Here is a 26,294-nt window from a genome sequence, read left to right on the forward strand (position 1 = left end):
GGTGAGAGGTGCTGAGCTTTCTACAGCCGTTCTAGCTGGCTCGATGTGCGTGTCGTCATGTCCTTACATCCTTGCAGGCGGTGAGGAACGCATCGTCTCTCGTCGAGGCATTGTGGGCATGCATCAGCACTACTACGAACAGCCTCGCCTAATTCCAGTCGTCTTCGCCGTAGAAAGCATCCAGAAGGGGCAAGGAGAGACGATGCAGCACCTCATCGACCTGGGTGTGGACCCGTCACTTATGCTGTACTCACTGAACACTCCGCCTGAGGAGATCTATGCGCTTATCGAGGAAGAACTAGTAGATACCCGCATAGCGAACCAAATCGTGGATTAGGGTCCATACCGACGGGAGCGATCATGTGAAAAAGTCTGATAATTGCTTTTGCGCTGATCGTTATATCAGTAACACTTGGTGGGATAGCTGTCTTGTTCATTTCGTGTTTTCAGGAACGCACGTTGTGTTATCGGGAACGCAGCCACAAAGGCCATGCAAGCTATTGATATAAATAACAAAGTAAATTTGTTAAAGTTCTCGGCACTCTATCGAAATAACGGGGTTGGCCTGTACAACGGTATTCAAACAGTTAGTGATTGATCACCCGATGCGGGGTAACATGTTGTTTTAGATGTAAATTACAGCGCACTGCTCTCGCCGTGAGAAAGGCAAATGTGAAAACACGAGCTGGCTGTTCCTAAAAACACATCAAGCGTTCCTAAAAACACGAATAACGCGCTGGGATGGTCACCTTAGCCCGACCAAAGCAAGCGCTTTCTGCAATTCAGGGGCACTTCAGGGCCCTGCAAAGGTTGGAAATGAAGATCCTTCCGACGTGAGCCAGATGCGATGGGTCTAAAACCAATAATCTTGGCCGGTTGTTTGTCAGGTATTGATTTCGGAGGATGGGCTTCGACCGGTTTTTCAGGCTCAAAGGGTGTGACCTTCGCCCCTTCCCGTATTTTCTCCCATTTCTTGTCTGAGAGTTTCACGACGGATGCGGGTTTGCGGATCGAAACCAAGGCCTCCTCTGGGTTCGAGAGCCCTTTATTATATATAGACTCATCTGCGCCTCGCCGCGCCGGCTCGCTCCTATTATCTTTACAAGGACAAGCCGAGTCAGTTCTGCTGACTTCGTTCTCCATTCGTTTCAGGCGGCGTTGAACCAGGCCCAACGAAACGCCCAGCTCAGCTGCGACACCCCTTTGGGAGAGACCCTTCTTCTCCATGAGTGCCTTAATCGCCCTACCCTCAGCCGCATATTGCGCGGCCTTCTCTTCAAGGGAGATCGGAGCCGCAAGTTGACCACGCTCCAGGGCCTTACGAGTGCGATCACGCTCTCGACGGATATTCTTTGAGATCAACACACGCAAATTCCAGCTGCGCATCTCTGCATCTGAAATCCTGAACAAGTCTACGAGACGCTTCGCTGAAAAGGAGTAGTTCAGGACCGTGCGCCCCTTGGAGCCCTCCTTAGCTCCCCATTTTGTCTTTGACTTGAGAGCTTCGGCATCGCCCTCGCCCGCCAACAGACCGGAATTGACAGCGTGCTGAGCCAGCATTCTTTGATAAGCCGGCGCCATAGCCTTGGCTGTGGCCATCGCCTTCAGGCCGATCTCGACACCCTTGGCGACGATTTCTTTGGTGAACGCTTTCATATTGGCCGGGCGAACAAGCACAAGCTTTGCTGAAACCCACGCCAAGAGCCAGCGGTTTCGATTGCCGCGTGGGATATGCCCTCCGCCCCACTTCAGTTTGTGGATCTTTTCAAGATCTTCGACCGAGACACGGGCATAACTGTGGCGACCTTTGTGCTGAGGAAGCGTGGCCGACTTTTTGGTAAGGGAAACAACGCTGTGTCTGTAAGCCTCAGTAGCCGCCTTGCGTTCCGCATTGATGCGTTTGAATTCCAGCCCACGCTCGATGTACTGACGTACGCACAGGTCGCGATACTCATCTGATGACATAGGCAGGATCTGATTGCACAGCGCGTCGAAGTCGTGATCGTAGGGGCGTCCGCCCCGCCCTGGGCGAACCCAGAGAGGTCGGCACAGCGCGCCACTCTTGGTGTTGATCGAACCAGGCACCCTCAATACGCGGCTGGGATCTGCAACGGCTGGGTCCGGTATGACATCTGCAAGCATATTGCGAAGGCGCTCCATTGTCAGGCGCCAACGTCTGATTTTGTTGGCACCCTTCACTGGCTTAACATACCAGGTGGCACAGACACCGCGACCCGTGAAAAAGACGGCTGATGGCAAGGGTATGTTTCTCTGCTCACAGGCTGCCAGAATAAACGCGGCGACCTGATCAGCGTCCATATTGTGATTGGTCAGCAAGTCATCAACATCGAGATACAGAGCCCGGATGATGTCGACGTTATCCTCGCATCTCCGCCAAGGCATAATGCTTGTGCGATCCTCAACCGGAACGCCTTGTTCCGCTTCAGCGCGATACTGGTGCAACTGCGGTATCCAATACCAGCTATTACCAATAGGGTTTTGTGAGCAGTAAATATCACCTTCTCTTTCAACGCTGGTCATAACGGCCAGTGCTTTAAAGGCAGCGTCGTCACCCTTGGGATCCAGCAGAGCATCCATCTTGAACGACTTAGTGATCCACTTGCGGTTGGGAGAGACCTTTTCTCTCCAGAATATATCCTGAGCACGCCAGATCTCGAGCTCTTCTTCAGTGACGCCCTCGTCAAGGACGCGTTCATAGTTTCGCTCTATAGTGACATAGCTGCCGCCATATCCAGCCTCGACACATGGGCCCCATAGAATTCGGAAGTAGTCCTCGGGCGTCCATGGAGCCGGGCGATTGTAGACAATCTGCTCCAGGTAGGTTGGATAGGATGGCACGAAGTCAGCATCGATCTGAACCTGTAGCGGGATCAGACTTACGCTGTCCTGGATTTGTTCTTTGACCTGAGTCGTCGTTATTAAGCTCGACACGCTGGACCGGACACTTTCCGGCCTGCCGCAGTGCTGGTTACAGCACGCGCAAATTGTGGAGCCAGGATTGGCACATAATCAGTATTCTGACGACGCAACGCTTGCGTCTTTGGGTTGCCCAAAACGAACATTTTTTAGAATCCATCATTTATGTTTCAAGACCAGAAATTCGCGGCCGGCGATCTCTGCTTTTGAAGCCAACCTTAATTGATCGGCTGAGTGGGAAGTAAGCGATGCCCTTGCTCAAATCAAGAAATCTGAGAATCAATGAGGGCAATTCTTAACGATTTTTTAAGCAGTTAGAGCAAATCGCCCAGAAAAGGAAAGATTAACCCCAAAGACTTGCAACGCGCATCTGAACTGCCATATCTCTCTCATAGGCGGTCCATTGGGCCGCCATCGGACGATAAGAGTCTCCCATTGGACTACACTATCGTTTCGCGGCCCAGGTAGGATCGCTCCAGGTGCAAATCTGGAGCGTTTCCTCATTTTAGAGCCCTGAAAAAAGGGGGCCTTCATGGTCTTTCTATCGTCACACAAGGCAAGTCTTTCCAAGACAAGACTTTACTAAACTTGTTTTTGCCGTGGAGTAGTCGCCCTATGGCGCTCTGTCAGTTTGTTTGGCGTCGACGAGCTTTTTGAGCCCCCTGCCCTATCGCGATTGATCCCCAATCATCCAGTTCACAGTCTGTTCAAGCAGGCCTTCTCGAACACAAGTGACCAGGATTTGACCCATCTGTTCGAGAGAGTTCACAGGTCCGAGCAACGTGCAGCCAAACGAATTTGAAAGCACTCCTCGGCGTGTGTTTCTGGTTGCCAAACTCAACATTTTTCTTACCCGACCCCTCCACAAAATGGTTACTCACCTCCAGATTCTGCGTTCTTTTGGAAGAAGTAATGGGGAGAGCAACGCGCTTTTGAGTTTGAAGACCAGACCCAGATTTCAAACGGTCGCACAGATCCCTGACCGGCGTTCAGACCTTCAGGCGGTCGACCAACTGGTTCGGACCAATCCGGGGAGGAGATGCGAGTTGATCCGACGACGTGACCCGAGACCAACTCCCAAAACAGGCCGTTGACACGACTCGAAACTGTGCATACCCAATATGGACGATGACTTACTTTGTGCACCAGTCGAGCAATCTCATACGTCGCTGATTCAGCGTCGTCTTTGGGAGTGCCATGGTGGGCCAGAAGTCTTATAAGCTTTTTGCACCAGATTAGTGTCGCGGCGAGGGATCATGCCCCTCCACTCCTACCAATCAAAGGAGGAGTCCGACATGTCGTATAGTGTTTCGAACGCAGTTGATTTCAACGATATCAAGCAATCGGTCGAGGAGAGCCTCGGTCACACACCCGAAGGCTGGTCAGGCTTGGTCACGACGCTTTTTTCACAGATCAAACAGTACTGCGATCAGAAAAAGGCGCCCTACCCCGCCATTCTCCAGATCAAAGAAAAACTGGGAGAACTCCGCATCTACCACAGGTGTGATGATCGACACATCCAGTCGATGATCGCTGCGACGATTGCACACGCAAATCGAACCTGTGAAAGATGCTCAAACGCCGCCGAGACCCAGCTGTTGGACGGCTGGTACACGACGCTTTGTTGCTGGTGCGCACATGATGTCGCGAGCCAGCGCCATCCGGAGCGGCGAAGGCTGTTTGGCGTACCAAAGAAACCCATTCGAGATCGAATGACGTGCACAACTTGCGGCTATTTCGGCCAGATCAACCGAACGGATGAGCGCGGTCGTTGTCCTGCATGTGTGGAGAAAGGGTGGTGAGTGATGCTCAAAATCGTTGTCTATGTGAACGAAAACGAAGTTGCCCGGTCGCATGCAGGAAATGTCAGCGACGATCTTGACGGACTCTGCGACTACGAAGTGCGCGTGAACGAGCGGGCTTTCGAACCCCTCGGCATCGAAGAGAAAGCTTTCCGCTTCAAGATCTTAAAGCATGATCGCAAGAAGACCGTGTGGGCACTCGTTGAGAAGATCGCTGCCATGTGGCTGGAGAAGATCGGTGCGCGAGAACCCCTCACTACAGCTGATGAGGTGACAAGCGCCTTTCTGAAACTAAAGAAAGCCAAGTTCCTCGCCGGACAGGCACCGCTGACTGGCCCAATCGGCAGTGAAGAGGAGTTCGACGCGCTCGCTGCTGACGTCGAGATTGATCCACTGACCAGTGCGCTTTTGGCACTGCAAGAGGCAAGGATCGCACTTGGCCGGGCAAGGTTATCTGGTCCGGTCAGCGCAGATGAGATCAGAGCCCGCAAGGTGCATAGAGATCGCAACGAATTGCTTTCGCAAATCCGAACAAGCATTCGTGAGTTAGATGAGCGCATCACTAAAAAAGAGAATGGCCATGACGAGGACAATTGAGCCAGTTTTCAGCAGGACTGGAGACTCCAGGTTCCTGAAGCTGTCGTTTGCGATTCACGACACGGAAAAAAATGTCGCGTTCCCAATCTCGCCGGCCGATTTCGAAGGTATCGAAGATCTCACCGCTGACGAGATCATGCGTGTTGTTAATGAGAAAGCTGACGCGGTGGCGCAGTTGAAGGATATGCAATGAAAACGGTTGTTGATTGGAATGATATCTACGCGAGCGTTCGGAAGGAGCTTGGAGACCATCGCACTGGCTGGGCTGACCAACTTGCTCTGGTGCTTGAGGATGTGAAGCGCAGCGTTGAACGCCACCCGGATGTTTTTGGGAGTGAGCTGCCGGATGTCCAACAGATCAAACAAAAGCTCGGAGGCCTTCGCGTCTACACGCGAAAATGCAATCAAAATATCCTCGACGAACTGGATACGCGGGTCGACGAGATTGAGAAGTCCTGTGAGAAATGTGGGAATGCGGCGCAGGTGCAGAGCATTCAGGGCTATCTGACGACACTTTGCTGCTGGTGTTACAACGACTACCTCGAAGAACGGTTTGAAGGGGCTGAGATGAGGTGGCCGACAGATCTCGAGCTCGATATCGCTGATCGCTTTCCAGATCTGGTCAGCGCAGATACTGCGAGCCTGAAGCCAGCAATTGGCCCAGGCTGGCTTGTGCTGCTTGGGCAATTTCTCCAAGCGACAGAACATGTAATCCGGAAATCCTTCGAAGAACCGGTTGTTGTGCAAATTACAGATGTGAAGACGAACAGACATGGCTCAATCAACATCGTGTTTAGCAGATACGATCACTGCCTGGATCAGCTGCTCAGGCGGATCGAACTGGATAGCAAGCGCACATGTGCGAAATGTGGCCATAAAGGCGATATCGTCCGAAAAAAAGATAAAGCGGCCGCGCTTTGTGCACACTGTCAGGAACAAGGCGAGTGGAGCCCCTTCGATGAGTGAAAAAGATAGTATCACCGAAGGCTCTGGCAGCGTTTACGGGGATATTGGCCTGCCGGAACCTGTTGTCAGCCTGGTATTCTGCGACTTAAGGATTGTTGAAGTCAGAAGGCAATTCTACCCCGTTGAGATCGCGGTATTGCGGGTGGTGGATGATGAGCCTCGAATTTGGTCATCGCGCATCTACCCTGCCCTGAACTGGTCAACGCAGGTCTTAGATGCATCTCCAATCGATCTGTCGACAGCTCCAGCTGCCGTAGATGTAGCCAACCAAACACTGGATCTCATTGAGAGCTGCGCTTCCGGCTGGATCTACTCAGATTCGTCAGTAACAGGTGCCCTGATCGAACGCCTGCTAGCGGAATCGGACGCCGGTTATTTGCTAAAAGTGGACATTCTCCCGGCCTGTCAGCTGTCTGATGAGATGCGAGATCAGTTGAATGCGAACAAGCGGAGCTCAGACGATCCCGGAGTGGAAGTGCAGCGGTTGTGGAGCTGCTACCAGGCGACGAAGGAAATGGACAATGAATGATGAGGGATTCTCAGACGAAGAAATCTTCGGCCGACCGTTGGAATCCATTTCCACAGATGACTTGATTGCCGAGATTCGAGCGCGCTTGAAAGTGGATGAAGCGGTTTGGCCAGCGTTGCTCGCCGTCGTGCAGGATCACGTTGTAGCAGTTGATGATGTGGCGATCTGGACCGACGAATGGATTAAAGAGAACAAATGAATCAGGACTTCTTGCGATCAAGAACCCGATCCGCATGGGACCAATCTATACTGGACATCAGTTCCTCAACAGCCAGCGGGTCGACTACACGATCCGAGCCTGCGGTTTTGATGACCCCGCGGACGTAAACAATGAGTGCGAAGGTCGCGACGATGCTAAGGATGAGACTGATCAACTCAGGTGTCATACCGTTATGGTGCCGCCCTACCCTGTTAAGGTCAAGCTGACGAATCCGAGTCGGCATATCTAGTGCCCGAGATTCGTGTTAGAGACTGATTTAGTGTCTAATCCGATTCTGTGAGAGGGCTTATGAATCAAAAAATCTGAGGGGGCTTATCTAATAGAATCAATAAGTTGCCTGAATATAGGCTAGGAAAATCAATAGGTTATGAGATGGCGGCCTAAAGTTCTTGCGTTCGTGCACCGTTATCGGGTTTAAATATAGCAAAAGAGTAAACAACCAAAGGTCCGTCAGAGGCCTTGAGGCAGATTGAGAACCGAGGAGCAGGAGACGGCAGATGATATAATCCCGACCCCCAGAAAAGCGAAAACCGAGCAGTTGCAGCCGCCCGGTCTTCATAAATTCAGAAATATCTTCGTCAGATATCCTACTGATTAGCATCTTCAGGATAGCAAGACGAGTTTTACGTCGCAAGTGTTTTCACTTGTGCGAGCGAGGAAAAATTGTCTTCAGTTCCTACAATAGACGCCGCCAAAGGCTTCGTCGCCCTGCCCGCTTCCATCTTTGATATTGAGATGTCACCGGGAGCATTCCGTGTCCTTGTCGAACTCTGCAACCTTGCATGTATCCACGGATACAGCTGGCCCGGACAAGACCAATTGGCCGAAAAGATCGGCCGCTCCAAGGCTTCGATCTCGGCTTATGTGAAAGAACTCCGAACACTCGGCCTGGTGGAAACCACCAGTCAAAAGATGGCATCCGGATACAATTACCGTTGCAAGTATCTGGTGACATTCTGGGCAGATTGGGTGAATTCCCGAAAAGAGAAACATGCCTCTCAACGGGCGCCCGCCAATGTCGATCAGCCAGCTGAACGCCGTGCTCAGCCTAATGAACGCCCTTCTTCGAAGAAAAACAAAATTCATAAAACACAGACTAGCGAGCGCGCGAGGCGGCTCGCAAGTGTTGTGAATGATGTAGAAAAAGCCTGGAAAGAGATTATGGATCGTTCGGGCAACTTCCGACATGCTCCACCTGAGGGATTGGTGCAATTCACGAAGAAGCTTTTGAGTGAAACTCCCGTGTCAGATCCCCTCCCTCAGGACAAGGTGGTCGGTGATCTTCAATTAATCTGGAATAGCCAAGGCGTAAGTGTATCCGCGGATACAATCGCGGATCAGGCAGACCTTCTCATGTCACAGAAGTGCTCAGATGAAGGCCTTCAGAACTTGAAAAAGATAATCAAGGATCATTGGCAATCACACTGGAAGAAGCCGCCAACAAAGGACCAGTTCACCGGTTTTGTTGTACACGCGATGCCAAGTGTTTTGACCCTAAACAAGCTTGTCGACATCGGTTGTTCACTTAAATCATGGGAAAAAAGAGAAAAAAGGTTGCCAACCGCTGCGTAGCTCTTTTATCGTGATTGCAGAAACACCGACGAGAGAGTGGTGAAATGAGCAGTGCAGATGTGAGTGTATCCGCGGATACACAGGTGACTCCGGGCGAAGATCTTCAGGTTTTTACAGAGCGCATGGCGCGTGTGATGGGCACGGTCAATACGAAGCTTCAAAGGGACCTAACCCTTCGAAACCGTGTTGCGCGCCGGTTTTCACAACGGGAAGTCGCAGAGTTCCTTGGTGTCGACAAGAACTACCTCATCCGTCTAGCTAAGACCGAACCAGATTTCCCGGAAGGCTTAGTTCGCGGTCGAGAGCGCACGTTCAGTCCTGACGAAATCATGCTGATCCGTGCATTGATCGGATCGAACAAGCTTCAAAAGCGCCCACATCTGTTTTGGAGAAAGCCGGACGAGGATTTGAAGATTATCGTTTTCGGCGCGCAGAAAGGCGGGACGGGTAAAAGCCTCTCGGCTGCCCACCTGGCACAATACCTGGCGCTGACATATGGCATGCGCGTTGGGGTCATCGACAGCGACCCTCAGGGCACGGCATCTTTGTATTTCGCCAATGCTGACCTGCCCCTTTTCAAGGAAGACACCCCGACCCTCGCCGACTTCATGGGTGTTGATGAGCCCGGACAAGATAAGCCGACTGCGCACGATGCCGAAACACTGAATAACTTTTGGCAATCGACACCTTGGCCTGGTCTGAGGCTACTCCCTGGAGGCGCGAACATCCTGGCTGGCGACGTGGCGCTCTACTTCATGCGCACAACAACCCGGATCCACAAAGTCTTCTCCAACGCCGTGCGTACCTGGTCGGACGCCTACAAGCCCAAGACGATGCCTGAGGACTTGCGCAGAGAAGATGGATCTTTCGACATGGATCGTTACCAGGCGGCCCTGTCAGAAACGCTAGATGTCATCATCGTGGACCAACAGCCATCCATCAGTTTGATGCAGCTGAACCCGCTTGTATCCGCGGATACACTTGTAATTCCTCAGACGATGAAAGGGTTTGACCTCAGCACTCTTACGACATTCATTTCGGTGCTGCGAGCATACCTGGAAACACTAACAACGAACGATCCGGCATTGGTGCTTGGCACTGGTGGTCACGTCGTATTGCCAACCATTATCCAGGAGGCAAACGACCGGGATACATCTCATATTGTTGACTTGTACCGACGTGCACCTGACCTGATCTCGCAGGTTTGGTATTCCCGTTCGGACGCCATTGCGAACGCCGCCGAAGAATACAAAAGCATCTATGAATACCAGCCACCTGACAGCAGGCGATCTTCAGCGAGAGCATTCATGGCAAATGCAAATTCGGTAAATGATGCACTGGTAAAGCGTATCTGGCCAAACCTCCCATCAAGAGGTTTTGCAGATCGGTTCATTGAAGATCGGTGGGGATAAGACGAGATGGCAAAGCGCAAGAAATTGGACGCCGGCATTGATGAAGCAGAAATTGTATCCGCGGAAACAATTCACGAAAATCCGATGGCGGTCGACGGATTGCCGCAAATGTCAGGCGTTGTTCGAGACGTTGCGGCTGGCGATCAGGCGCAGACGATCATTGAGCTTCGTGAGCAAATTGAGGCCTTAAAGCTAAACCCAGCACGAGAAAAGAAAATGGTAGTTGATGCTATTCTGGCTGGGCGCCTATCTATTCAGCTCCATCCGTCATGGCTTATCGATCAAGTTGGAACAGACCGCGATGACCAACTGGGGAATACGCAGGAAAATCCTTCAGCCTTTGAAGAACTGAAGAAAGACCTAAAAGATAATGGCCAAATGCAGCCAATTCGAGTGCGTGTATCCGCGGATACACCTGCGGTTCGGGAAGCACTATACTTTCTGGCCAACAGGATGGGCGTGAGTGAGCCATCTGAGCTTTCCAGCACAGCTCCAGGCGATTTGCACGGAAGACTATTTCTTCAGTCTGGTCGGCGCAGAACTAAGGCATGCGAACTGAATGAAAGGCCAGTTCTTGCGTTTGTGTCCATTGATAAGTCCGCGGATACACCTGCGGAAGCTGCTGACCTGCTAGAGCGTTTCAGAGAGAATGCATTGCGATCCGATCTATCCGGATGGGAGAAAATCCGCAGCATCGCTCAGATCAAGAATGCAATGCCCGGAGTGTCACAGCACTACTTGGCTGAGAAGCTCGGCGTCGGACGTGGAGACATCTCAGTTGCCGTTGATGCCTATGAACTTGAAGCCGATATCGAGGCCATGTTTGGACCAGGGTTCCGAGAAAGGGGCGTGCGATGGTTCAGATCCAGTGTGCCGGCCGTAAAGAACTGGGTTGCAGGTGGCCGACAAGTTGCGTCCGAGACTGGCAACGAGCCTGAAGAAAGGCAAAAGCCACAACCACCGGCCAAGGTAACTGCAACCCGGGAAAAGGGCAGGGCGATCCTCAGTAACGGCCTTACGGTATCCGCAGGCCGCGGAGGGGCGATCAAAGTATCTCTGGAAGACGGATCGAAGCCCAGTCAGGACCAAATCGAATGGATCTTGGAGGCGATAGCGAAAGGGGCAGGGCGGGTTAAGTGACACCTGCCCGATCAACTCATTCAAGATCCCATAAGCATCAAATCTACATGGAGGCAAAAATCTCCTGTTTTACGAATGCGCGTCGACAAATTATACTATAGATTGCGTAGGCTCGGAGGAGGCTACCCTGGTATTACCCCCTTTTTTCGCTAGTAACGAAAAAGGGGGGGTAATACCCTCGGTTTGGGCACCCGCCCTGCTCAAACTCTTTGTCGAACTGCACAAGCCCAATGAAATAAGGGGTATCGATAGGTCAGTCTTGTAAAGTAAAGACAAGTCAGGTTCAGATTTTACTTGTAAAGGTCAGTAAAGGCTTGCCTTTCAAAGAAAGGACTTGGTCAGTTTTGTAAAGTAAGCTCTGGCGAAACCTTTACCTCGTATTTTCCTCAGTGAGCCGAACAGCTCACAAAAAAATCATTGAGGAAGACTATATTATGTCAACTATTTCATTTTGCAGCTCGAAGGGCGGCTGCGCAAAAAGCACTACATGCATTCTCACATCTCTTGAGGCAGCAAGGGCCGGGCAGCGGGTCCTGATCCTGGATAGCGATCCGAAGAAATGGCTATCTGGCTGGTCGGATATCAAAGAAATCCCGTCAAACATCACCGTTCAACATGTCGAGCGCGAAGAGATTACAGAGCGAGCCCTGGATGCCGCCGACGAATACGACGTCGTTTTGATCGATGTCGAAGGTTCCGACGATGCCAGCATCATTGACGCAATTCTGGTGAGCGACCTGGTCGTGATCCCAGGTCAGGCGTCTCTTCCAGACGTAAAGGCGGCGGTTCAGGTTCTGAAGCGGGTTCGGTCACGCTCCAAGATACTTGGGCGTGATATCGAGGCACGCGTGCTTTTGACATTTACTGAAACAGGTCCCATTGAGGCGAACATCAGTAAAGACATGCGCCAGGTTCTGGTGGAGAACAACGCCCCCCTCATGCGTGCGCAGTTGGCGCATCGGCCGATCTTCAAGTCGATGGTTTCCGCAGGAGGTGACTATGTCGATCTGCCAGCGCGCTACCAGGGCTCCAATCTAGATTCTGCGGTTGAGAATGTAGAAGCCATCACAAACGAGATTTTCACCCTTCTGCGCGAACGCGCCGGCAAATAAGGAGTTCAGCTATGAGTGCAGATACATCCGCAATCGGTAAAGTCACAATGGATGACGATGAGCCATGGCCTTACAGGGACAAGCATGGTCGGAGACCATCAGGTTCTGACACCAAGCATGCCAAACGTGTTCGCATGATCGCCGAGATCCAAGCAGACGCGGGTAGGGAGCTCGACCCTGAAGAGCTGGAAGATGAGATTGAGCTGCGCCGGGAAAAAGAGAAAAAGGCGGCGCGCCAACAGGTCTTCTCCACAAAGGTGAACCCTCGGCTCTATCGCAAGTGGGACAAAGTTGCCAAGAAGAAGGGCAAAAGTGTCGTCGTGGCTATGGAGGAGTCGATGCTGGCTTTCCTCGAAAAGCACGAGGTCGACTTTGAGTTTTAGGTCAGTAAAGACAAGACAAGACTTTACTTAACTTACAGTGGGGCAGGGGGCATCTCCTGCCCTAGGAAATCCCAAAAATACTGAGTGAGGCACGGAGGCACGCGGATAATTCATCAGGCATCAGCATGTTCAGGAAACATTTCTATCAACTTAGCATGACCATGTAGCCTCCGAGCGCCTGAAATACTAGAAAACCCCGCCGGTTGCGACGGGGTTTCGCTGAGAACCTGAATGTCTTTTTACATTGCCAGGCCGGAAGCCTCTTCATTCTCTTCGGCCCACCGACGAAATTCGCCAACGACCTGCTCGGCGAGATCTTCGACCGTGCCAGCTTCAACGAATTGGGCAGCGACCCAGTGAACCCCGACTTCTCCGTTCTCGAGCTGGTAATATGTGCGATCACCATCACTGTCATATTCGGCAAAAGCTTCGATCTCTCGATCCTCGAGGAGCTCATTGACCTTGTCTTCCATTTGACCAATCAGTTGAGTTTCGATGTCAGGATCATGTTCCGGCCATTCGCCTGCACTGATTGTTGCCGCTAGCTCGCGACCACTGCCAGGATTGGAATTGGCGATAGGGGTGACACCATTGATATTGTGTGTTGTGCGCATGTTTACTGCTCCATTTTTCTGCCACTTATATTGTGGATATCATGCAAGCCAGTGAATTCGGCATGAGCTGCTGACATTGTGGGATTCAGGCCAAACCCGGAATAAATGCCGGGTTACAACTGATCACGCAGTCGATCCGCAACGACGTCTTCGACCACTCCAGGATCCACATCGGCCACGGCTGCCACCGCTTCGATCAGGTATTCGCTCGTTGCGTTACGATTTGCCCCCTCGATCTCGTCGAAGAGAGAAACAATCATTTCGTCTCTGTCGGGCATTGTTGCCTCCATTCCTAATGGACGGTGAGGGTGTCAGCCTCGATAAGTAATTCTTTCCCTCGAACGACCGGGCGATCCAATTAAAATCACCGTCGGGGCAGGGGCCCAAGCTACCGAAACCCCGCAATTGTTCCGGGTATCGGAACCTTTGTAGTTATGATTTATTTTACATGCTGGCAGCTCACCATCCAGCGCTGTGCTCAGGAGTTATGGGAATATCCCGGGCGCTCACTTATGCAACGGCGATAGGGATACTATTATGAGCGAAACATCAGATAGAAAAGTCACTCTGGGGCCTCTCGTGCTCCCATATGAAACGGTCGTCTGGAGCCCAAAAGAAGTTAAGCCATTTCGGCCGGGGACCACTTGGCTGACAGATCCAGCTTTGGTTGCGGTTGACGAATGGCTTTGTCAGACGGAACTTGACCCGCTTTGTGCGCGACTTGGCTTGTCACATAGCGAGACGATCATAAAATTGGTTCGCGATCATAAATCCTGGTGACTTATGGTGCTGTACTAACAGATTTGGTGATCGCATTTTCAGAAATCTGATACCCAATAATTCGTGTCCCCAATCGGTGTCAAATTCGGTTGGGGGCACTATGAATGACCTGCTCCCCGAAACTTCCCTTGTTCTGATGTAGAGTTTGCTCAACCTTCCGAAGGAGCAAACTAATGCGAAGGAGCCGTTTCGGGTAAGGCACTTGGCGGGTGGATGAAGGGCAATACAGGTACTGTGGAAGCAAATTCTAGTAAAAGAGATACCTTGAAGTTATCCCCCAGAGGGGTATATAAATGACTAACATTCGATTTGAGTTCGAGTGGGACGACAGTGAAGGTGATGTGGTTATTGCTTCGATCTGGGTCCCCGAGGGACTCATTACGGTGATTGCTGAGGCTGAGCTCCATGAGAAAATCATCATTCTCAAAGGTTTTCACATCCAGGGCTTAGAGGCGAACCGATTGGGTGTCGCGCGGCTAAGAACAATTGGCCGTTACGTATTGGAGACTGTGAACTATGACGAACTCATCATTGAAGGCGCTCGCCGAACGACTGGGGCCAGTCAAGGACGTCGTCCGAAACCAATCCGGATCAAAAGGCTCAATCGCCCTGGTTAGCGCATCAAAAAACCCTGACATCATTCAGGCCTCTCGCGCGCTTGCGAAGTGCGGCATCTCGCTTCTCAAAGCCAAGCGCGCTGTTGAGCAGGTTGCTACAACGGGAACAACTGCACTGATCTTGCTCCCCAAAATCTCAGATTTGATGGAACTGCTAGCTGAGCTGAAGCAGGCTGGCGTCAAGGCAGTCTCTACAACGCCGGACAAGGGTGTGAACCTCCCGCGGTTGAGGAAGCGTCTCGGCTATACTCAAGAGCAATTCTGTGTTGCGTACGGCTTTGAGGTGAAGACGTTTCAGAAATACGAGGATGGTAGCCGCACGCCATCAGGACCCACTGCAAAGTATCTCTCAATGATCGAGAAAGACCCGAAAATCATGGAGAAAATCTCATTGAAAGAGTGAATAATTGATTTGAGAACGATGCCCAGAGAGCCGAGCGAATTCGAGCTGGGTAGTCTTATCGACCCGCTTGAGAAGGACACTGTACTAGGAACGCTTATCAGCCTAGTTTCCGGCCAGATTGAATGACTTAGTGCGTCTCGAGATTGACACTAGTGGCATAGGCCAGAATTCCCTAGGACTGTTAGCATTGGACAAGTTTGACCTGCCATGTTTGGTAAATCAGTGTTGAGGCTTTCCACTTCTTACCATATTTTCTCATATGGGCATGAATACTCTGAGGGGCTCGATGGACACCGACATACTGACCATCAAGGAAGTCGCCTTGTATCTCAAGATCACCGAAAAAACCGCCTACCGTCTGACTGCTGATGGAGAAATCCCCGGCTTCAAGGTTGGTGGGGCTTGGCGCTTTAGGAAGCAGGAGATCGATGCCTGGATTGACGAACGGCTGAAGAGTGGCGGGAAGAGCGAGTAAATGCTTCTTGATAACAAGAAAAACGGTAGAGTTGGCGACGAACTGAGGAAGCACCTTTCGACAGGAACCAAGCTTTCCGTTATGTCGGGTCTGTTCTCTATCTACGGCTTTGAGGCTCTCAAAAAAGAACTTAAAGCCGTAGATGGCGCCCGCTTTTTGCTTTTCCCAACAACATCCAACAATAACGGGGATGATGTCGTCACCTTCCCGATGCTCGAAGGTGACGACTTTGAGCTGCGCTTTAAGAACCAGCTCAACCAAATGCAGATTGCGAAAGAGTGCTCCAAGTGGCTTGCTGAGAAAGCCGAGGTCCGCACAGCACGCTCGCCGCAATCATTCGGTCAAAACCTTATGCTCGCGAGCCGCGCTGATGGGAACGCTGTTGCTATTCAGGGAAGCTCTACATTCACGAGCACCGGGCTTGGCTACTCAGAGTCCAATCGCTTCCACATGAACATGTGCGCAAAGGATGCGCCCAGCACGTCAGCTATGTTGGAGTGGTTCGAGGGGATCTGGCGCGACACTGAGGCTACCGAAGATGCCAAGAGTTTGTTGCTTAAGCAGATTGAACGCCTCAGCGCGGATCAGTCTCCGGAATTTGTCTACTTCCTGACGCTATACAACCTGTTCAAGGACTTTCTTGAAGACATTGACGAAGAGAACATCATCAAATCCAAAACAGGTTTCAAGGACACAATAGTCTGGAACAAGCTCTACAAATTCCAGCGCGACGGCGTTCTTGGGGCCATCGACAAGCTTGAAAAATACAACGGATGCATCATTGCCGATAGTGTTGGTCTCGGCAAAACCTTCGAAGCCTTGGCCGTTATCAAATACTATGAGCTTCGTAATGATCGCGTTCTAGTGCTTAGCCCGAAGAAACTGCGGGACAACTGGACAGTCTACACTGTCAACGACAAGCGCAACCTACTGGCCGCTGACCGCTTCAACTACGATGTCTTGAACCATACGGACCTCACGCGGTTGCAGGGGCGCTCGGGTGAGATCAACCTGGAAACGCTGAATTGGGGTAACTACGATCTCGTAGTGATCGATGAGTCCCACAATTTCCGCAACTCCAGCTCTGCCAAGGAAGGCCTCACTCGCTACTCCCGCCTTATGGATGAGATCATCCGTTTCGGCGTGAAGACCAAAGTTCTCATGCTATCCGCCACGCCCGTGAACAACAGAATGAATGACCTGAAGAACCAGGTCGCGTTCATCACCGAAGGTATCGATAGCGCCTATGGCGACTTCGGCATTGGAAGCATCGAAGAAACCCTTCGAAAGGCTCAGACACGTTTCAACAATTGGCTGCGGTTGGAAGATCATGAGCGCAAGGTAGAAGCCCTGCTGGACACTATGAACTTCGACTACTTCAAACTTCTCGATCTGCTGACTATCGCGCGGTCTCGCAAGCACATCGAGAAGTACTACGACATCAGCGAGATCGGATCATTCCCAGAGAGATTGCAGCCCATCAACATCAAGGCTGATATCGACACACAGGATCAATTCCCGCCGCTCCGAGAGATCAACAGGACCATCCGCAAGCTGAACCTGAGCGCATACTCGCCGCTCAAATACGTCCGTGCTGACAAGCGTGAAGAGTATAGTCGCAAGTACGATGTGAAGGTGAAGGGCGGAGCCTCCGTCTTCCGCCAGGTGGACCGCGAGCAGAGCCTTATCCACCTGATGCGTGTCAACCTACTCAAGCGCATGGAAAGCTCGATCCACTCGTTTGGCCTAACGCTCGGCAAGCTTCTGGCCGAGGTCGAGATGCTACTCGAAAAGCTTGAGAGCCACAGCGCCTCGGACATCGAAGAGCTGGGCATTGAGGATATCGAAACGGATTCGCCGGAGTTCGAGGATTTCCTCATTGGGCGCAAGGTCAAGGTGCTCATCAAAGACATGGACGAGCATCGCTGGCGACAGGACTTGGAAGATGACCGTGCTAAGCTGGCAGCGCTTCTGGACGAGGCGCAAAAGATCGAAGCCAGCAGAGATGCAAAGCTCCGAGCTTTGCGGGAGCTGATCTTTCACAAATGCAAGAACCCGATAAATGACGGCAACCGAAAGATAATCGTCTTCACGGCATTCTCAGATACCGCTGGCTATCTCTACGAACACATAGCCGAATGGGCGCGCAAGGAGCTTGGCGTCTATTCTGCACAGATCACCGGCAGCGGAACGAATAAGACGAACCTTCCTGGTCAAAGCAGTAACTTCGACGGTCTGCTAGCCTCCTTCTCGCCGGTCTCGAAAGAGCGCGCCAAAATCGATGAAGCCGCAACCGAAGAGATCGACCTTCTTATTGCGACCGACTGCATTTCAGAGGGGCAGAACCTTCAGGATTGCGACTATCTGGTGAACTACGACATTCACTGGAACCCAGTTCGGATCATCCAGCGCTTTGGCCGCATCGACCGTTTGGGATCAAAGAACAAGGCTATCCAACTGGCGAACTTCTGGCCGAACATGGAACTGGACGAGTACATCAACCTTGAAGCGCGCGTCAGCGGCAGGATGGTCCTTCTCGACATCTCAGCGACTGGCGAAGAAAACGTCATCGAACAAGACGCCGCTGGCGGAATGAATGATCTGGAATATCGTCGCAAGCAGCTCCATCAACTCCAAAACACAGTGGTCGATCTGGAAGAGATGTCAGGTGGGGTCTCGATTACGGACCTGACGCTGAACGACTTCCGAATGGACTTGTCCGAATTCATGAAAAAGCATCTTGGCGAACTGGAGCAAGCGCCGACTGGGCTCTTCGCCGCTGCATCGCTTGACGCTGGCTTGAAGCTCGAAGGCTTGCCGCCCGGAGTTGTTTTCTGCCTGAAAAATGTCGGCAAGCCCGTGAACCGCGAAGACGGCTATGCCCTCGCACCGTATTACCTGACCTATGTTACCGATGACGGCGAGGTGAACCTGAACTTTGTGCAGTCGAAGAAGATACTCGATGTGCTCAAGAAGCACGGGCACGGCAAAACGCAACCCGACACCGCCTCCATCACGCAGATGAATGCCATCACCAAGAACGGCAAGGATATGAGCCACTACCGCGACCTCTTGGAGGCGGCCGTCAGCAGCATCATCGGCAAGTCAGAAGAGAAAGGAGTCGAGAGCCTTTTCTCACGCGGCGGCACCAACCTGACCAAGGAGAGTTTTCAGGGCATGGAGGACTTTGAGATCATCAGCTACATGGTGGTGAACGCGCCATGAGTGACGTCCGCAGCATCGAGGACTTCTACGCAAACCTGGCAGTGCCGGAGGCCTGCCACCTCGGCAAGCGGCTGTTCAAGAAGCAGTTCTATGAGCATGGGCAGCTTGTCGCGGCGGACAAGAAGGCCTTTGTCGAGGACATCGAAGGGATCGACTGGAGCTACACGCTCAAGCCGTCCACCATCAACATACCAAAGCTGGAAGACGACACACATGAGTATCTGGAGATCGCGGTTCTCCAAATCGGTCTGACCGCTATTGAGCGGCATGCTCGCATTGCCTCGGTCATCCAGAAATCTATACCGTACCCGCTTTTGATCGTCTTCGTGCGCGGGAATCAAATTGCAATCAACGCCGCCGATAAACGGATCAACCGCGCAGACGCCAACAAGATTGTAGTCGAGGCGAGCTACGACTCGGGCTGGATCGACACATCTGAGCCGAGCACTGCACAGGACGCCTTTCTATCGGATTTCCGCACGAACAACTTCAGCTACCGCAATCTCTACGACTTCTATCAAGACGCGGTTTCTAGGATCATTGCGCTTAACTGCGCAGCGCACTCGGGGCAGTACGCACCGCCGAGCGAGGAATCAAAACCGAAAGCAGCCCGCCTGGAGGCACTGCGGCAGATGGACAAGCTTCATCAGGAGCGCCGTGAAACCCGCAACAAACTGAAGAAAGAGAAAAACTTGGGGACACAGGTCAATCTGAACACCCGGATCAAGCAACTCAGTGATAGCATCGAAGCTATTCGCAAAGAAATTTGAGGAAAGAGTAATGGACGCATTGAAAAAAGAAGATGGCGAAAGCCTGAGCATCGTTGACGAAAACATCCAAGCGCTGAAGACAATTTTGCCGAATGCGTTCACTGAGGATGGGATCGACTTCGATGTATTGCGTCAGTTGCTTGGAGATGACGTCGCAGACAGCGAAGAGAAGTACGGTCTGACTTGGCATGGTAAGAAAAAAGCCCGCCAAATCGCACTTACGCCCTCGACTGGCACCTTGCGCCCATGCCCTGAAGAGAGTGTTGATTGGGAGAGCACACAAAACCTTTTCATCGAAGGGGACAATCTTGAAGTCTTGAAGCTTTTGCAAAAGAGCTACGCGGGCAAAGTCAAAATGATTTATATCGACCCACCGTACAATACAGGAAAAGAGTTCATATATCCGGACAGGTTTCAAGATAATCTCGACACCTATTTAAAGTACACTGGTCAGAAATCCGAAGAGGGATTCAAGACAACTTCGAACACAGAAGCTTCTGGTCGCTATCACACAAACTGGCTTAACATGATCTATCCGCGCCTTAAATTAGCGCGAACCATGCTTGCCGAAGATGGTGCGATCTTCATTTCAATAGACGATAACGAAAAAGACAATCTAAAGAAAATTTGCGACGAGATATTTGGTGAAGAGAACTTTCTGACCGCCATCATTGTGCAATCCAACAAGCGAGGTCAGACTTACAAGGAGATAGCAAAATGCCACGAGTACGTTCTCATATACTATAAGTCTGAGGAGGCTTCCCTCGGGGAGCTCGACAAGGATGACGATGCCCTGCCGTTCGAGGACGAACATGGCGGCTATGACCTATGGGAACTTAGAAATCGAAACCCAAAGTTTGGACGGCACAATCGACCAAATCTCTTCTTCCCAATCTATGCAGACCCAGATTCTACAGGAGAAGACGGCCTCGCTTTGATCAGCTTGGAGCAGAGCGAGCGGTTCTGTGTTGAAGTCTTCCCAAGGAATAGTGAGGGAGCGGATAGTTGTTGGCGCTGGAGCAAAAAGAAAGTTCAGGCCGATGGGCTAGATGCTGATCCTGTGCGCGTCTTTGCCAAACAGAAGCGTGACGGAGAGTGGAACATATATGAAAAGTCGCGCAAGAACACAACGAAGGCAAAGAGTATCTGGACTGATACTGCTGTTATTAGCGAGCAAGGAACAGTAGAGGCCGGACGCCTCGGCATGGGAGGCATTCTAGACTTCCCCAAGCCCCTAGAGCTAATTCGGCGTTGCGTCTTTTTGGGAACTTCCGAAAACGACATCATAATGGATTTTTTCGCAGGCTCTGGCACGACTGCTCACGCGGTAATGCTTCAAAACGCGCAAGACAATGGAGCGCGGCGATACATCTCTGTTCAACTTCCGGAGCCCACCTTTGAGTTAAAAGACGACAAAAAAGTAGCGAAATCTCAGAACAAGACAGCGTTTGAGAAAGGCTTCATGACAATCGCAGAGATTTGCAAAGAACGAATTCGTAGGTCTGCAAACAAAGTTGCCGAAGACTACCCAAAGTTTAAGGGTGATCTCGGCTTCAAGGTATTCAAGCTGGATAGTAGTAACATCCGAGCCTGGAACCCTGATGCTTCTGACTTGGAACAGACTTTGCTCGATCATGCGCAGCATTTGGTTGAGGGTCGTAGTGAGCAGGACGTGCTCTACGAACTTCTTCTTAAACGCGGCGTGGATTTAAACGTGCCGATTGAAGAAAAGGAGATCGCAGGAAAGACGGTCTACTCCATTGGCTATGGCGTGCTCTTTGCCTGTCTGGACGAGACCATCGACAAGGCCGAGATCGAAGCCCTCGCCAAGGGGATCACGGATTGGCACAAGGAGCTGGAGCCAGCCGCAGACACGCAAGTTGTCTTCCGTGACAGCGCCTTTGCAGACGACATCGCCAAAACAAACATGACCGCCATTCTGGAACAGAACGGCATCGCTCATGTGCGCAGCCTGTAAAATTGGGGGCTGAGCGATGAAACTGCATTTCGAAGACGACCTAGACTATCAGCATGCCGCCGTTGAAGCCGTGGCGGCGCTGTTCAAAGGCCAAGAGATCAACCGCACCGAGTTCACTGTCACCCACCGCTCTGGCGATGCGGCGCAGGGCTCGTTTGGCGTCACCGAAAGCGAGCTTGGCATCGGCAACAAGCTGGAACTTCTGGACGATGAAATCCTGGAGAACATGCGGGAAATCCAGCTCAAGAACGGCCTGCGACCTTCGGAGTCACTGACTAGCGGTGACTTCACTGTCGAGATGGAGACGGGCACGGGCAAGACCTACGTGTACCTGCGCACCATCTTCGAGCTGAACAAGCGCTACGGATTCACCAAATTCGTGATTGTCGTGCCCTCCGTCGCGATCAAAGAAGGGACCTACAAGACCCTTCAGATAACCCGCGAGCACTTCGAGAACCTCTACCCGATGGCCAAGGGCTACGAGTATTTCCAGTACGATTCCAGCAAGCCTGGCACGGTGCGCAACTTCGCCACCAGCCCGAACATCCAGATCATGGTCGTCACAGTCGGGGCGATCAATAAAAAGGATGTGAACAACCTCTACAAGGAGAGCGAGAAGACAGGCGGTGAGAAGCCCATCGATCTTGTGCGCGCGACCAACCCCATCATCATCGTGGATGAGCCGCAAAGCGTTGATGGCGGGATGACGGGACGCGGCAAAGAAGCGCTTGAAGCCATGAACCCGCTTTGCACGCTGCGCTATTCGGCCACCCATGTGGACAAACACCACATGGTCTACCGCTTGGATGCGGTAGATGCCTATGAGCGCGAGCTGGTGAAGCAGATCGAAGTGGCGTCGCTCGAAGTCGAGGGCGGGCACAACAAACCATACGTGAGGCTGATCTCAACCGAGAACAAGCGCGGCTCCATTACAGCTAAGATTGAGGCTGACATCTTAAGTGGAGGCAAGATCAAGCGTCAGATTTTTACGGTCGAGGACGGCGACGACCTGGAACAAGAAACAGGCCGCGAGCTGTATGCCAATTTCCGCGTCGACACGATCACGGTCGGCAAAGATAATCAGTCAATGGAATTAAGCATGCCGGGTGGCGAAGCCCTGCTGCGCCCTGGCGATGAAGTTGGCGGCGTCAATCAAGACGACCTCAAGCGGCTAATGATCCGCCGCACCATCAAAGAGCATCTGGACAAGGAAATGCGTTTTGCCGCGCAAAAGCGTGAAGTCAAAGTGCTGAGCCTATTCTTCATAGACAGCGTAGATTTCTACCGTCAGTACGATGAGGACAGAAACATCATAAAGGGCAAGTATGCCCTTATGTTCGAAGAGGAGTATCGGAAGCTGGCCAAGCATCCCGATTATCAAACCCTCTTCGAGAAGGTCGATCTCGATATCGAAGCTGATGAAGTGCACAACGGCTACTTCTCCATCGACAAAAAAGGCGGTTGGACCGAGACGGCGGAAAACAACCAGACCAACCGCGACAACGCAGAGCGCGCATACAATCTAATTATGAAGGACAAGGAGAAGCTGCTCAGCTTTGGCTCCAAGTTGAAATTCATCTTCTCCCACTCGGCCCTTAAGGAAGGCTGGGACAATCCGAATGTCTTCCAGATTTGCGCCTTGCGCGATATCGGAACAGAGCGCGAGCGTCGTCAGACCTTGGGACGCGGGCTTCGCCTATGCGTCAATCAGGAAGGTCAGCGGCTTCGCGGTTTCGACGTGAATACCCTTACTGTCATCGCCACTGAAAGCTACGAACAGTTCGCCGACAATCTCCAGAAAGAGATCGAAGCCGATACAGGCATTCGTTTTGGAGTAGTCGAGAAGCACCAATTCGCTAACCTGGCCGTCACCGCTGAAGATGGCACCACCAGCCCCCTCGGAGTTGATAGGTCAGAAGAGGTCTGGACATATCTCAAGGATAACGGCTTCGTTGATACTAAGGGCAAGGTGCAGGACACGCTCCGCACGGCGCTCAAAGACAACACCCTGAAGCTGCCCGAGGACTTTTCAGAGCAGGAAGACGGTATCAAAGACATTCTGCGCAAGCTGGCGGGCAAGCTCGACATCAAAAACGCAGACGAGCGGATCACGATCCGCACCCGAGAGGCCGTACTCGAGAGCGAGGGCTTCAAGGCGCTTTGGGAACGTATCAAGCACAAGACAACCTACCGCGTCGAGTTTGACAATGCCATGCTCATCGAAGATTGCGCACGTGCCATCACGGACGGCCCCAGCATCACCAAGACCCGCGCACAGTTCCGCGTTGCTGACATCGCCATAGGAAAAAGCGGTGTTCAGGCCAACGAGACATCGGCGTCTGGATTTACGTCCATTAGCGAGAGCGATATCGAGCTTCCCGACTTGCTGACGGATCTTCAGGACAAAACCCAGCTCACACGCAAAAGCTTGGTCAAGATATTGAGCGACAGCCGCCGCCTGCCAGACTTCAAAAAGAACCCGCAGGAATTCATCGATTTGGCGTCCGAGGCTATCAACCGCACAAAGCGTCTCGCTCTCGTCGATGGGATCAAGTACCATCGCATCGGCGACGATCATTACTACGCTCAGGAACTCTTCAAACAGGAAGAACTGACGGGCTATCTGAAGAACACACTACAGACACAAAAGTCCGTCTACGAGCATGTCGTTTATGACTCAGTGGGCGTTGAACGGCGTTTCGCCGAAGAGCTGGAGGCCAATGAAGCGGTGAAGGTCTACGCAAAGCTTCCTGGCTGGTTCAAAGTCCCGACACCGCTCGGCACCTATAACCCTGATTGGGCCGTGCTGATCGAAGATGAAGGTCAGGAAAAACTTTACTTTGTGGTCGAAACCAAAGGCAGCGGCTGGTGGGATGACCTGCGGCACAAAGAGGGCGCAAAAATTGCCTGCGGAAAGGAACACTTCGCGGTTCTGGCTCAAGACAAAAATCCGGCTAAATACGTCAAGGCCACCGGCGTAGGTGACTTAATGAAAGCAACAGTATCTTGAGAACAAAGTCGATGATTGGCATCAAAGCCGAAGAAAAGTGCGCGGTTGAACGCTTCTCCTTGCCAACCGTCTCTTGGCAATCCAAAGCAATTTCAAAGATTCTTGGTTCTTGTCCGGTTGCAGGTATAGCTGTTTCGCAGAAATGTGTTAAAGACGGCTCAAAACAGTCCTTCGTTGCAATTCCTAGCGCGGGAGTAGGTAATGCCGAGGGCAATACGCATCATCATCAAAAAAGACCGCACCCGGTGAAGGGCGCGGCCATGCCTCTCAACTTATCGGTATTGGGGCCGGTGGTTCCTTTTAAAGGTGATATTTACCCTGTGGCTGTTTTTCCTGTGTTCGAAGAATATTTTGAGTAAAGCCCGGCAGCTTGTCAGCAAACGCAATTCATCTATCTCCAATCTTTTGCGAAATAACTTTGTTCAAGAACTCAAAAGCAGGTTTGAACCCAACTTCAAACAGGTCGAGAAGAGCATAGCTATTCGTGCTGATTGCCTTCGCCTCTAGCCAGTCCACCCATTCTGCAACAGAGCTGTCCCCAGCCGCTTGTTTTCTGAATGCCTCCTTAAAAAGTATGATAGATTCTTCAAAGATCTGCTTCTCTAGGGCATCCTTTTCCGCCCTGAGTATCATCGACTTTTTGCGTTCGCTTTTGGCCGCCTTAGGGGAAATGGTTTTTATTAGTTGAGATTGATTGTCGTAGTACTGTTCTAGCAGGTCCAGCAAGGAGATCGCGATTTTTGCGGCACTTGGACCAAGTCGGGGCATTCCCGATACGGCATTGGAAGTTCCACGGTTTTTTTGGCCTTGCGCGTGGTCGCTTGGAAGGGAAATCTCCGAGGCTTCGCGTGCTAGTTCTCGACGCAGGTTGTCGATGAAACGAAGGTGCGGGCGACTGTGATTAATCTTACTCAAAACGCGTTCCTTAAATTCACTATTGTAAAAGTCTAATTGCTACTCGCTTTCAAAGCTATGAATGTTCTTTGTGCGTCTCTACGATAAATGCGGCCAAACCGCCGGCCATGTTCACTGCCAGCGCCGCGTGGCGGGCAGAAGGCTTCACAGGTGCTTTGCCGCCCCTGCCATGGCTATCTGAAAAGCGATTTCGAAGGGTTCCTAGGCCATTAACGAGGTTCATGGCGCCGCCCAATATGGCCTTTATTGGTTCCTCAACATGCTGGTTGGGTGCGAGGTTTAGTTCTCTCGCGACCATGCCGTAGAGTTTGGGGAGATCTTCTTTGTCGGAGTACGTTTTCCCCAGATCGTCCAGAACATGCTTGCAAACTGTTTCCAGCAAGGTGCGCGCCGCTGTGATCGCACCTTCTGGATCAGCTGAACGGCGTGACAGTGCGCGAGCCCAGGCCTCGTTTACTCCTGCGGCCGAAAACTCTGACAATGCTTCGGAGACGCGGGTATCACCTGGATTCCGTTGCGGTGCTTCCAAATAATCTATCAGTGGCGTGAATGCTTCAGAGATTACCTGTCGGCGCTCAGCATATGTGCCGCGCTCATGTTTGATGTAAGGCCAGAAAGCATCCAGGCTTCTGTATTTCCGGACAAAGTGGGGCAGGCGATCTCTGATTTCAGGATCGTTCATAAATTCTGTGCGGAGAAGCGCATAGTTGGGATCGGCGTGACTTCCGCCGGTCGCCGCGCTGATCATAATACCCTCAAGCATAGCCACACGTTCAACGCGAGAGGCCGGCAGATCAGCTTCAAATCCAGAGTACATTTGCCCCCTAAAAACTTAGA

Annotated in this window: 25 protein-coding genes; 19 read left to right on the plus strand and 6 right to left on the minus strand. The window is 51.8% G+C overall.

All coding sequences use genetic code 11. The annotated features are described in order from the left end of the window. A partial coding sequence (locus tag ACR0LI_RS20245; protein WP_480719128.1) for a COG3904 family protein occupies nt 1-337 on the plus strand: 337 nt, incomplete at its 5' end. A 413-nt stretch (nt 338-750) separates the two neighbouring features. Here ACR0LI_RS20245 and ACR0LI_RS20250 read toward each other — a convergent pair. Continuing rightward, on the minus strand, nt 751-2,952 hold the full coding sequence (locus ACR0LI_RS20250; RefSeq protein WP_480719129.1) for a winged helix-turn-helix transcriptional regulator: 2,202 nt from the start codon (nt 2,950-2,952) through the stop codon (nt 751-753). Between the two features lie 1,280 nt (nt 2,953-4,232). On the opposite strand from ACR0LI_RS20250, the gene ACR0LI_RS20255 reads away from it, so the two are divergent. From ACR0LI_RS20255 to ACR0LI_RS20280, 6 genes are read left to right on the plus strand one after another with little or no spacing between them, the layout of a single operon-like run. Beyond that, nucleotides 4,233-4,739, plus strand: a complete 507-nt coding sequence (locus ACR0LI_RS20255; RefSeq protein WP_480719130.1) for a hypothetical protein — start codon at nt 4,233-4,235, stop codon at nt 4,737-4,739. Between the two features lie 3 nt (nt 4,740-4,742). Continuing rightward, nucleotides 4,743-5,336 (plus strand): hypothetical protein, encoded by a 594-nt coding sequence (locus tag ACR0LI_RS20260; protein ID WP_480719131.1) that lies wholly within the window; start codon nt 4,743-4,745, stop codon nt 5,334-5,336. Further along, nucleotides 5,320-5,529, plus strand: a complete 210-nt coding sequence (locus tag ACR0LI_RS20265) for a hypothetical protein (RefSeq protein WP_480719132.1) — start codon at nt 5,320-5,322, stop codon at nt 5,527-5,529. The genes ACR0LI_RS20260 and ACR0LI_RS20265 overlap by 17 nt, the downstream gene beginning before the upstream one ends. After that, nucleotides 5,526-6,302 carry a hypothetical protein gene (locus tag ACR0LI_RS20270; RefSeq protein WP_480719133.1) on the plus strand — a complete coding sequence of 259 codons (777 nt, stop codon included), beginning with the start codon at nt 5,526-5,528 and terminating at the stop codon, nt 6,300-6,302. The genes ACR0LI_RS20265 and ACR0LI_RS20270 overlap by 4 nt, the downstream gene beginning before the upstream one ends. After that, on the plus strand, nt 6,295-6,831 hold the full coding sequence (locus tag ACR0LI_RS20275) for a hypothetical protein (RefSeq protein WP_480719134.1): 537 nt from the start codon (nt 6,295-6,297) through the stop codon (nt 6,829-6,831). Before ACR0LI_RS20270 ends, ACR0LI_RS20275 begins: the two co-directional genes overlap by 8 nt. Further along, nucleotides 6,824-7,030: a hypothetical protein gene (locus ACR0LI_RS20280; RefSeq protein WP_171672711.1), complete on the plus strand. Its 207-nt coding sequence runs from the start codon at nt 6,824-6,826 to the stop codon at nt 7,028-7,030. Before ACR0LI_RS20275 ends, ACR0LI_RS20280 begins: the two co-directional genes overlap by 8 nt. A gap of 1 nt (nt 7,031) precedes the next feature. On the opposite strand, the gene ACR0LI_RS20285 is transcribed toward ACR0LI_RS20280, so the two are convergent. Then, nucleotides 7,032-7,217, minus strand: coding sequence for a hypothetical protein (locus ACR0LI_RS20285; RefSeq protein WP_480719135.1), 186 nt, complete (start codon nt 7,215-7,217; stop codon nt 7,032-7,034). A 497-nt stretch (nt 7,218-7,714) separates the two neighbouring features. On the opposite strand from ACR0LI_RS20285, the gene ACR0LI_RS20290 reads away from it, so the two are divergent. The 5 genes from ACR0LI_RS20290 to ACR0LI_RS20310 all read left to right on the plus strand — a co-directional run bounded on the left by ACR0LI_RS20290 (nt 7,715) and on the right by ACR0LI_RS20310 (nt 12,670). Continuing rightward, on the plus strand, nt 7,715-8,623 hold the full coding sequence (locus ACR0LI_RS20290; protein WP_480719136.1) for a helix-turn-helix domain-containing protein: 909 nt from the start codon (nt 7,715-7,717) through the stop codon (nt 8,621-8,623). Between the two features lie 44 nt (nt 8,624-8,667). Beyond that, nucleotides 8,668-10,035 (plus strand): ParA family protein, encoded by a 1,368-nt coding sequence (locus tag ACR0LI_RS20295; RefSeq protein ID WP_480719137.1) that lies wholly within the window; start codon nt 8,668-8,670, stop codon nt 10,033-10,035. 6 nt (nt 10,036-10,041) lie between these two features. Next, nucleotides 10,042-11,175 carry a hypothetical protein gene (locus ACR0LI_RS20300; RefSeq protein WP_480719138.1) on the plus strand — a complete coding sequence of 378 codons (1,134 nt, stop codon included), beginning with the start codon at nt 10,042-10,044 and terminating at the stop codon, nt 11,173-11,175. A gap of 434 nt (nt 11,176-11,609) precedes the next feature. Continuing rightward, nucleotides 11,610-12,287 carry an AAA family ATPase gene (locus ACR0LI_RS20305; protein WP_480719139.1) on the plus strand — a complete coding sequence of 226 codons (678 nt, stop codon included), beginning with the start codon at nt 11,610-11,612 and terminating at the stop codon, nt 12,285-12,287. Nucleotides 12,288-12,298: 11 nt separating this feature from the next. Beyond that, complete coding sequence (locus ACR0LI_RS20310; RefSeq protein WP_480719140.1) at nt 12,299-12,670, plus strand: hypothetical protein; 372 nt, start codon at nt 12,299-12,301, stop codon at nt 12,668-12,670. Between the two features lie 239 nt (nt 12,671-12,909). On the opposite strand, the gene ACR0LI_RS20315 is transcribed toward ACR0LI_RS20310, so the two are convergent. Both ACR0LI_RS20315 and ACR0LI_RS20320 read right to left on the minus strand, forming a co-directional pair. Further along, nucleotides 12,910-13,284 (minus strand): hypothetical protein, encoded by a 375-nt coding sequence (locus ACR0LI_RS20315; RefSeq protein ID WP_480719141.1) that lies wholly within the window; start codon nt 13,282-13,284, stop codon nt 12,910-12,912. A gap of 113 nt (nt 13,285-13,397) precedes the next feature. Continuing rightward, the gene (locus tag ACR0LI_RS20320; RefSeq protein WP_480719142.1) at nt 13,398-13,562 is read right to left on the minus strand and encodes a hypothetical protein; all 165 of its coding nucleotides are present in this window, start codon (nt 13,560-13,562) and stop codon (nt 13,398-13,400) included. A gap of 1,018 nt (nt 13,563-14,580) precedes the next feature. Between ACR0LI_RS20320 and ACR0LI_RS20325 the strand changes: the two genes are divergently transcribed. The 7 genes from ACR0LI_RS20325 (at nt 14,581) to ACR0LI_RS20355 (ending at nt 24,901) form a co-directional block, all read left to right on the plus strand. Then, a complete protein-coding gene (locus tag ACR0LI_RS20325) occupies nt 14,581-15,084 on the plus strand; it encodes a helix-turn-helix domain-containing protein (protein WP_480719143.1) in 504 nt (167 codons plus the stop codon). 286 nt (nt 15,085-15,370) lie between these two features. After that, nucleotides 15,371-15,559, plus strand: a complete 189-nt coding sequence (locus tag ACR0LI_RS20330; RefSeq protein WP_480719144.1) for a helix-turn-helix domain-containing protein — start codon at nt 15,371-15,373, stop codon at nt 15,557-15,559. Next, nucleotides 15,560-18,784 (plus strand): helicase-related protein, encoded by a 3,225-nt coding sequence (locus tag ACR0LI_RS20335; RefSeq protein ID WP_480719145.1) that lies wholly within the window; start codon nt 15,560-15,562, stop codon nt 18,782-18,784. Then, nucleotides 18,781-19,554, plus strand: a complete 774-nt coding sequence (locus ACR0LI_RS20340) for a DUF4391 domain-containing protein (protein WP_480719146.1) — start codon at nt 18,781-18,783, stop codon at nt 19,552-19,554. The genes ACR0LI_RS20335 and ACR0LI_RS20340 overlap by 4 nt, the downstream gene beginning before the upstream one ends. 10 nt (nt 19,555-19,564) lie before the next feature. Continuing rightward, complete coding sequence (locus ACR0LI_RS20345) at nt 19,565-21,532, plus strand: site-specific DNA-methyltransferase (RefSeq protein WP_480719147.1); 1,968 nt, start codon at nt 19,565-19,567, stop codon at nt 21,530-21,532. 16 nt (nt 21,533-21,548) lie between these two features. Beyond that, entirely contained in the window at nt 21,549-24,542 is a 2,994-nt protein-coding gene (locus tag ACR0LI_RS20350) for a type III restriction-modification system endonuclease (protein WP_480719148.1), read from the plus strand. Between the two features lie 11 nt (nt 24,543-24,553). Further along, nucleotides 24,554-24,901: a hypothetical protein gene (locus ACR0LI_RS20355; RefSeq protein WP_480719149.1), complete on the plus strand. Its 348-nt coding sequence runs from the start codon at nt 24,554-24,556 to the stop codon at nt 24,899-24,901. 28 nt (nt 24,902-24,929) lie between these two features. Here ACR0LI_RS20355 and ACR0LI_RS20360 read toward each other — a convergent pair whose 3' ends face one another. Both ACR0LI_RS20360 and ACR0LI_RS20365 read right to left on the minus strand, forming a co-directional pair. Then, nucleotides 24,930-25,457 carry a hypothetical protein gene (locus tag ACR0LI_RS20360; RefSeq protein WP_480719150.1) on the minus strand — a complete coding sequence of 176 codons (528 nt, stop codon included), beginning with the start codon at nt 25,455-25,457 and terminating at the stop codon, nt 24,930-24,932. A 55-nt stretch (nt 25,458-25,512) separates the two neighbouring features. Next, on the minus strand, nt 25,513-26,274 hold the full coding sequence (locus ACR0LI_RS20365) for an abortive infection family protein (protein WP_480719151.1): 762 nt from the start codon (nt 26,272-26,274) through the stop codon (nt 25,513-25,515). Between the last annotated feature and the right edge of the window lie 20 nt (nt 26,275-26,294).

Source organism: Ruegeria sp. CL7 (genome assembly GCF_056536445.1).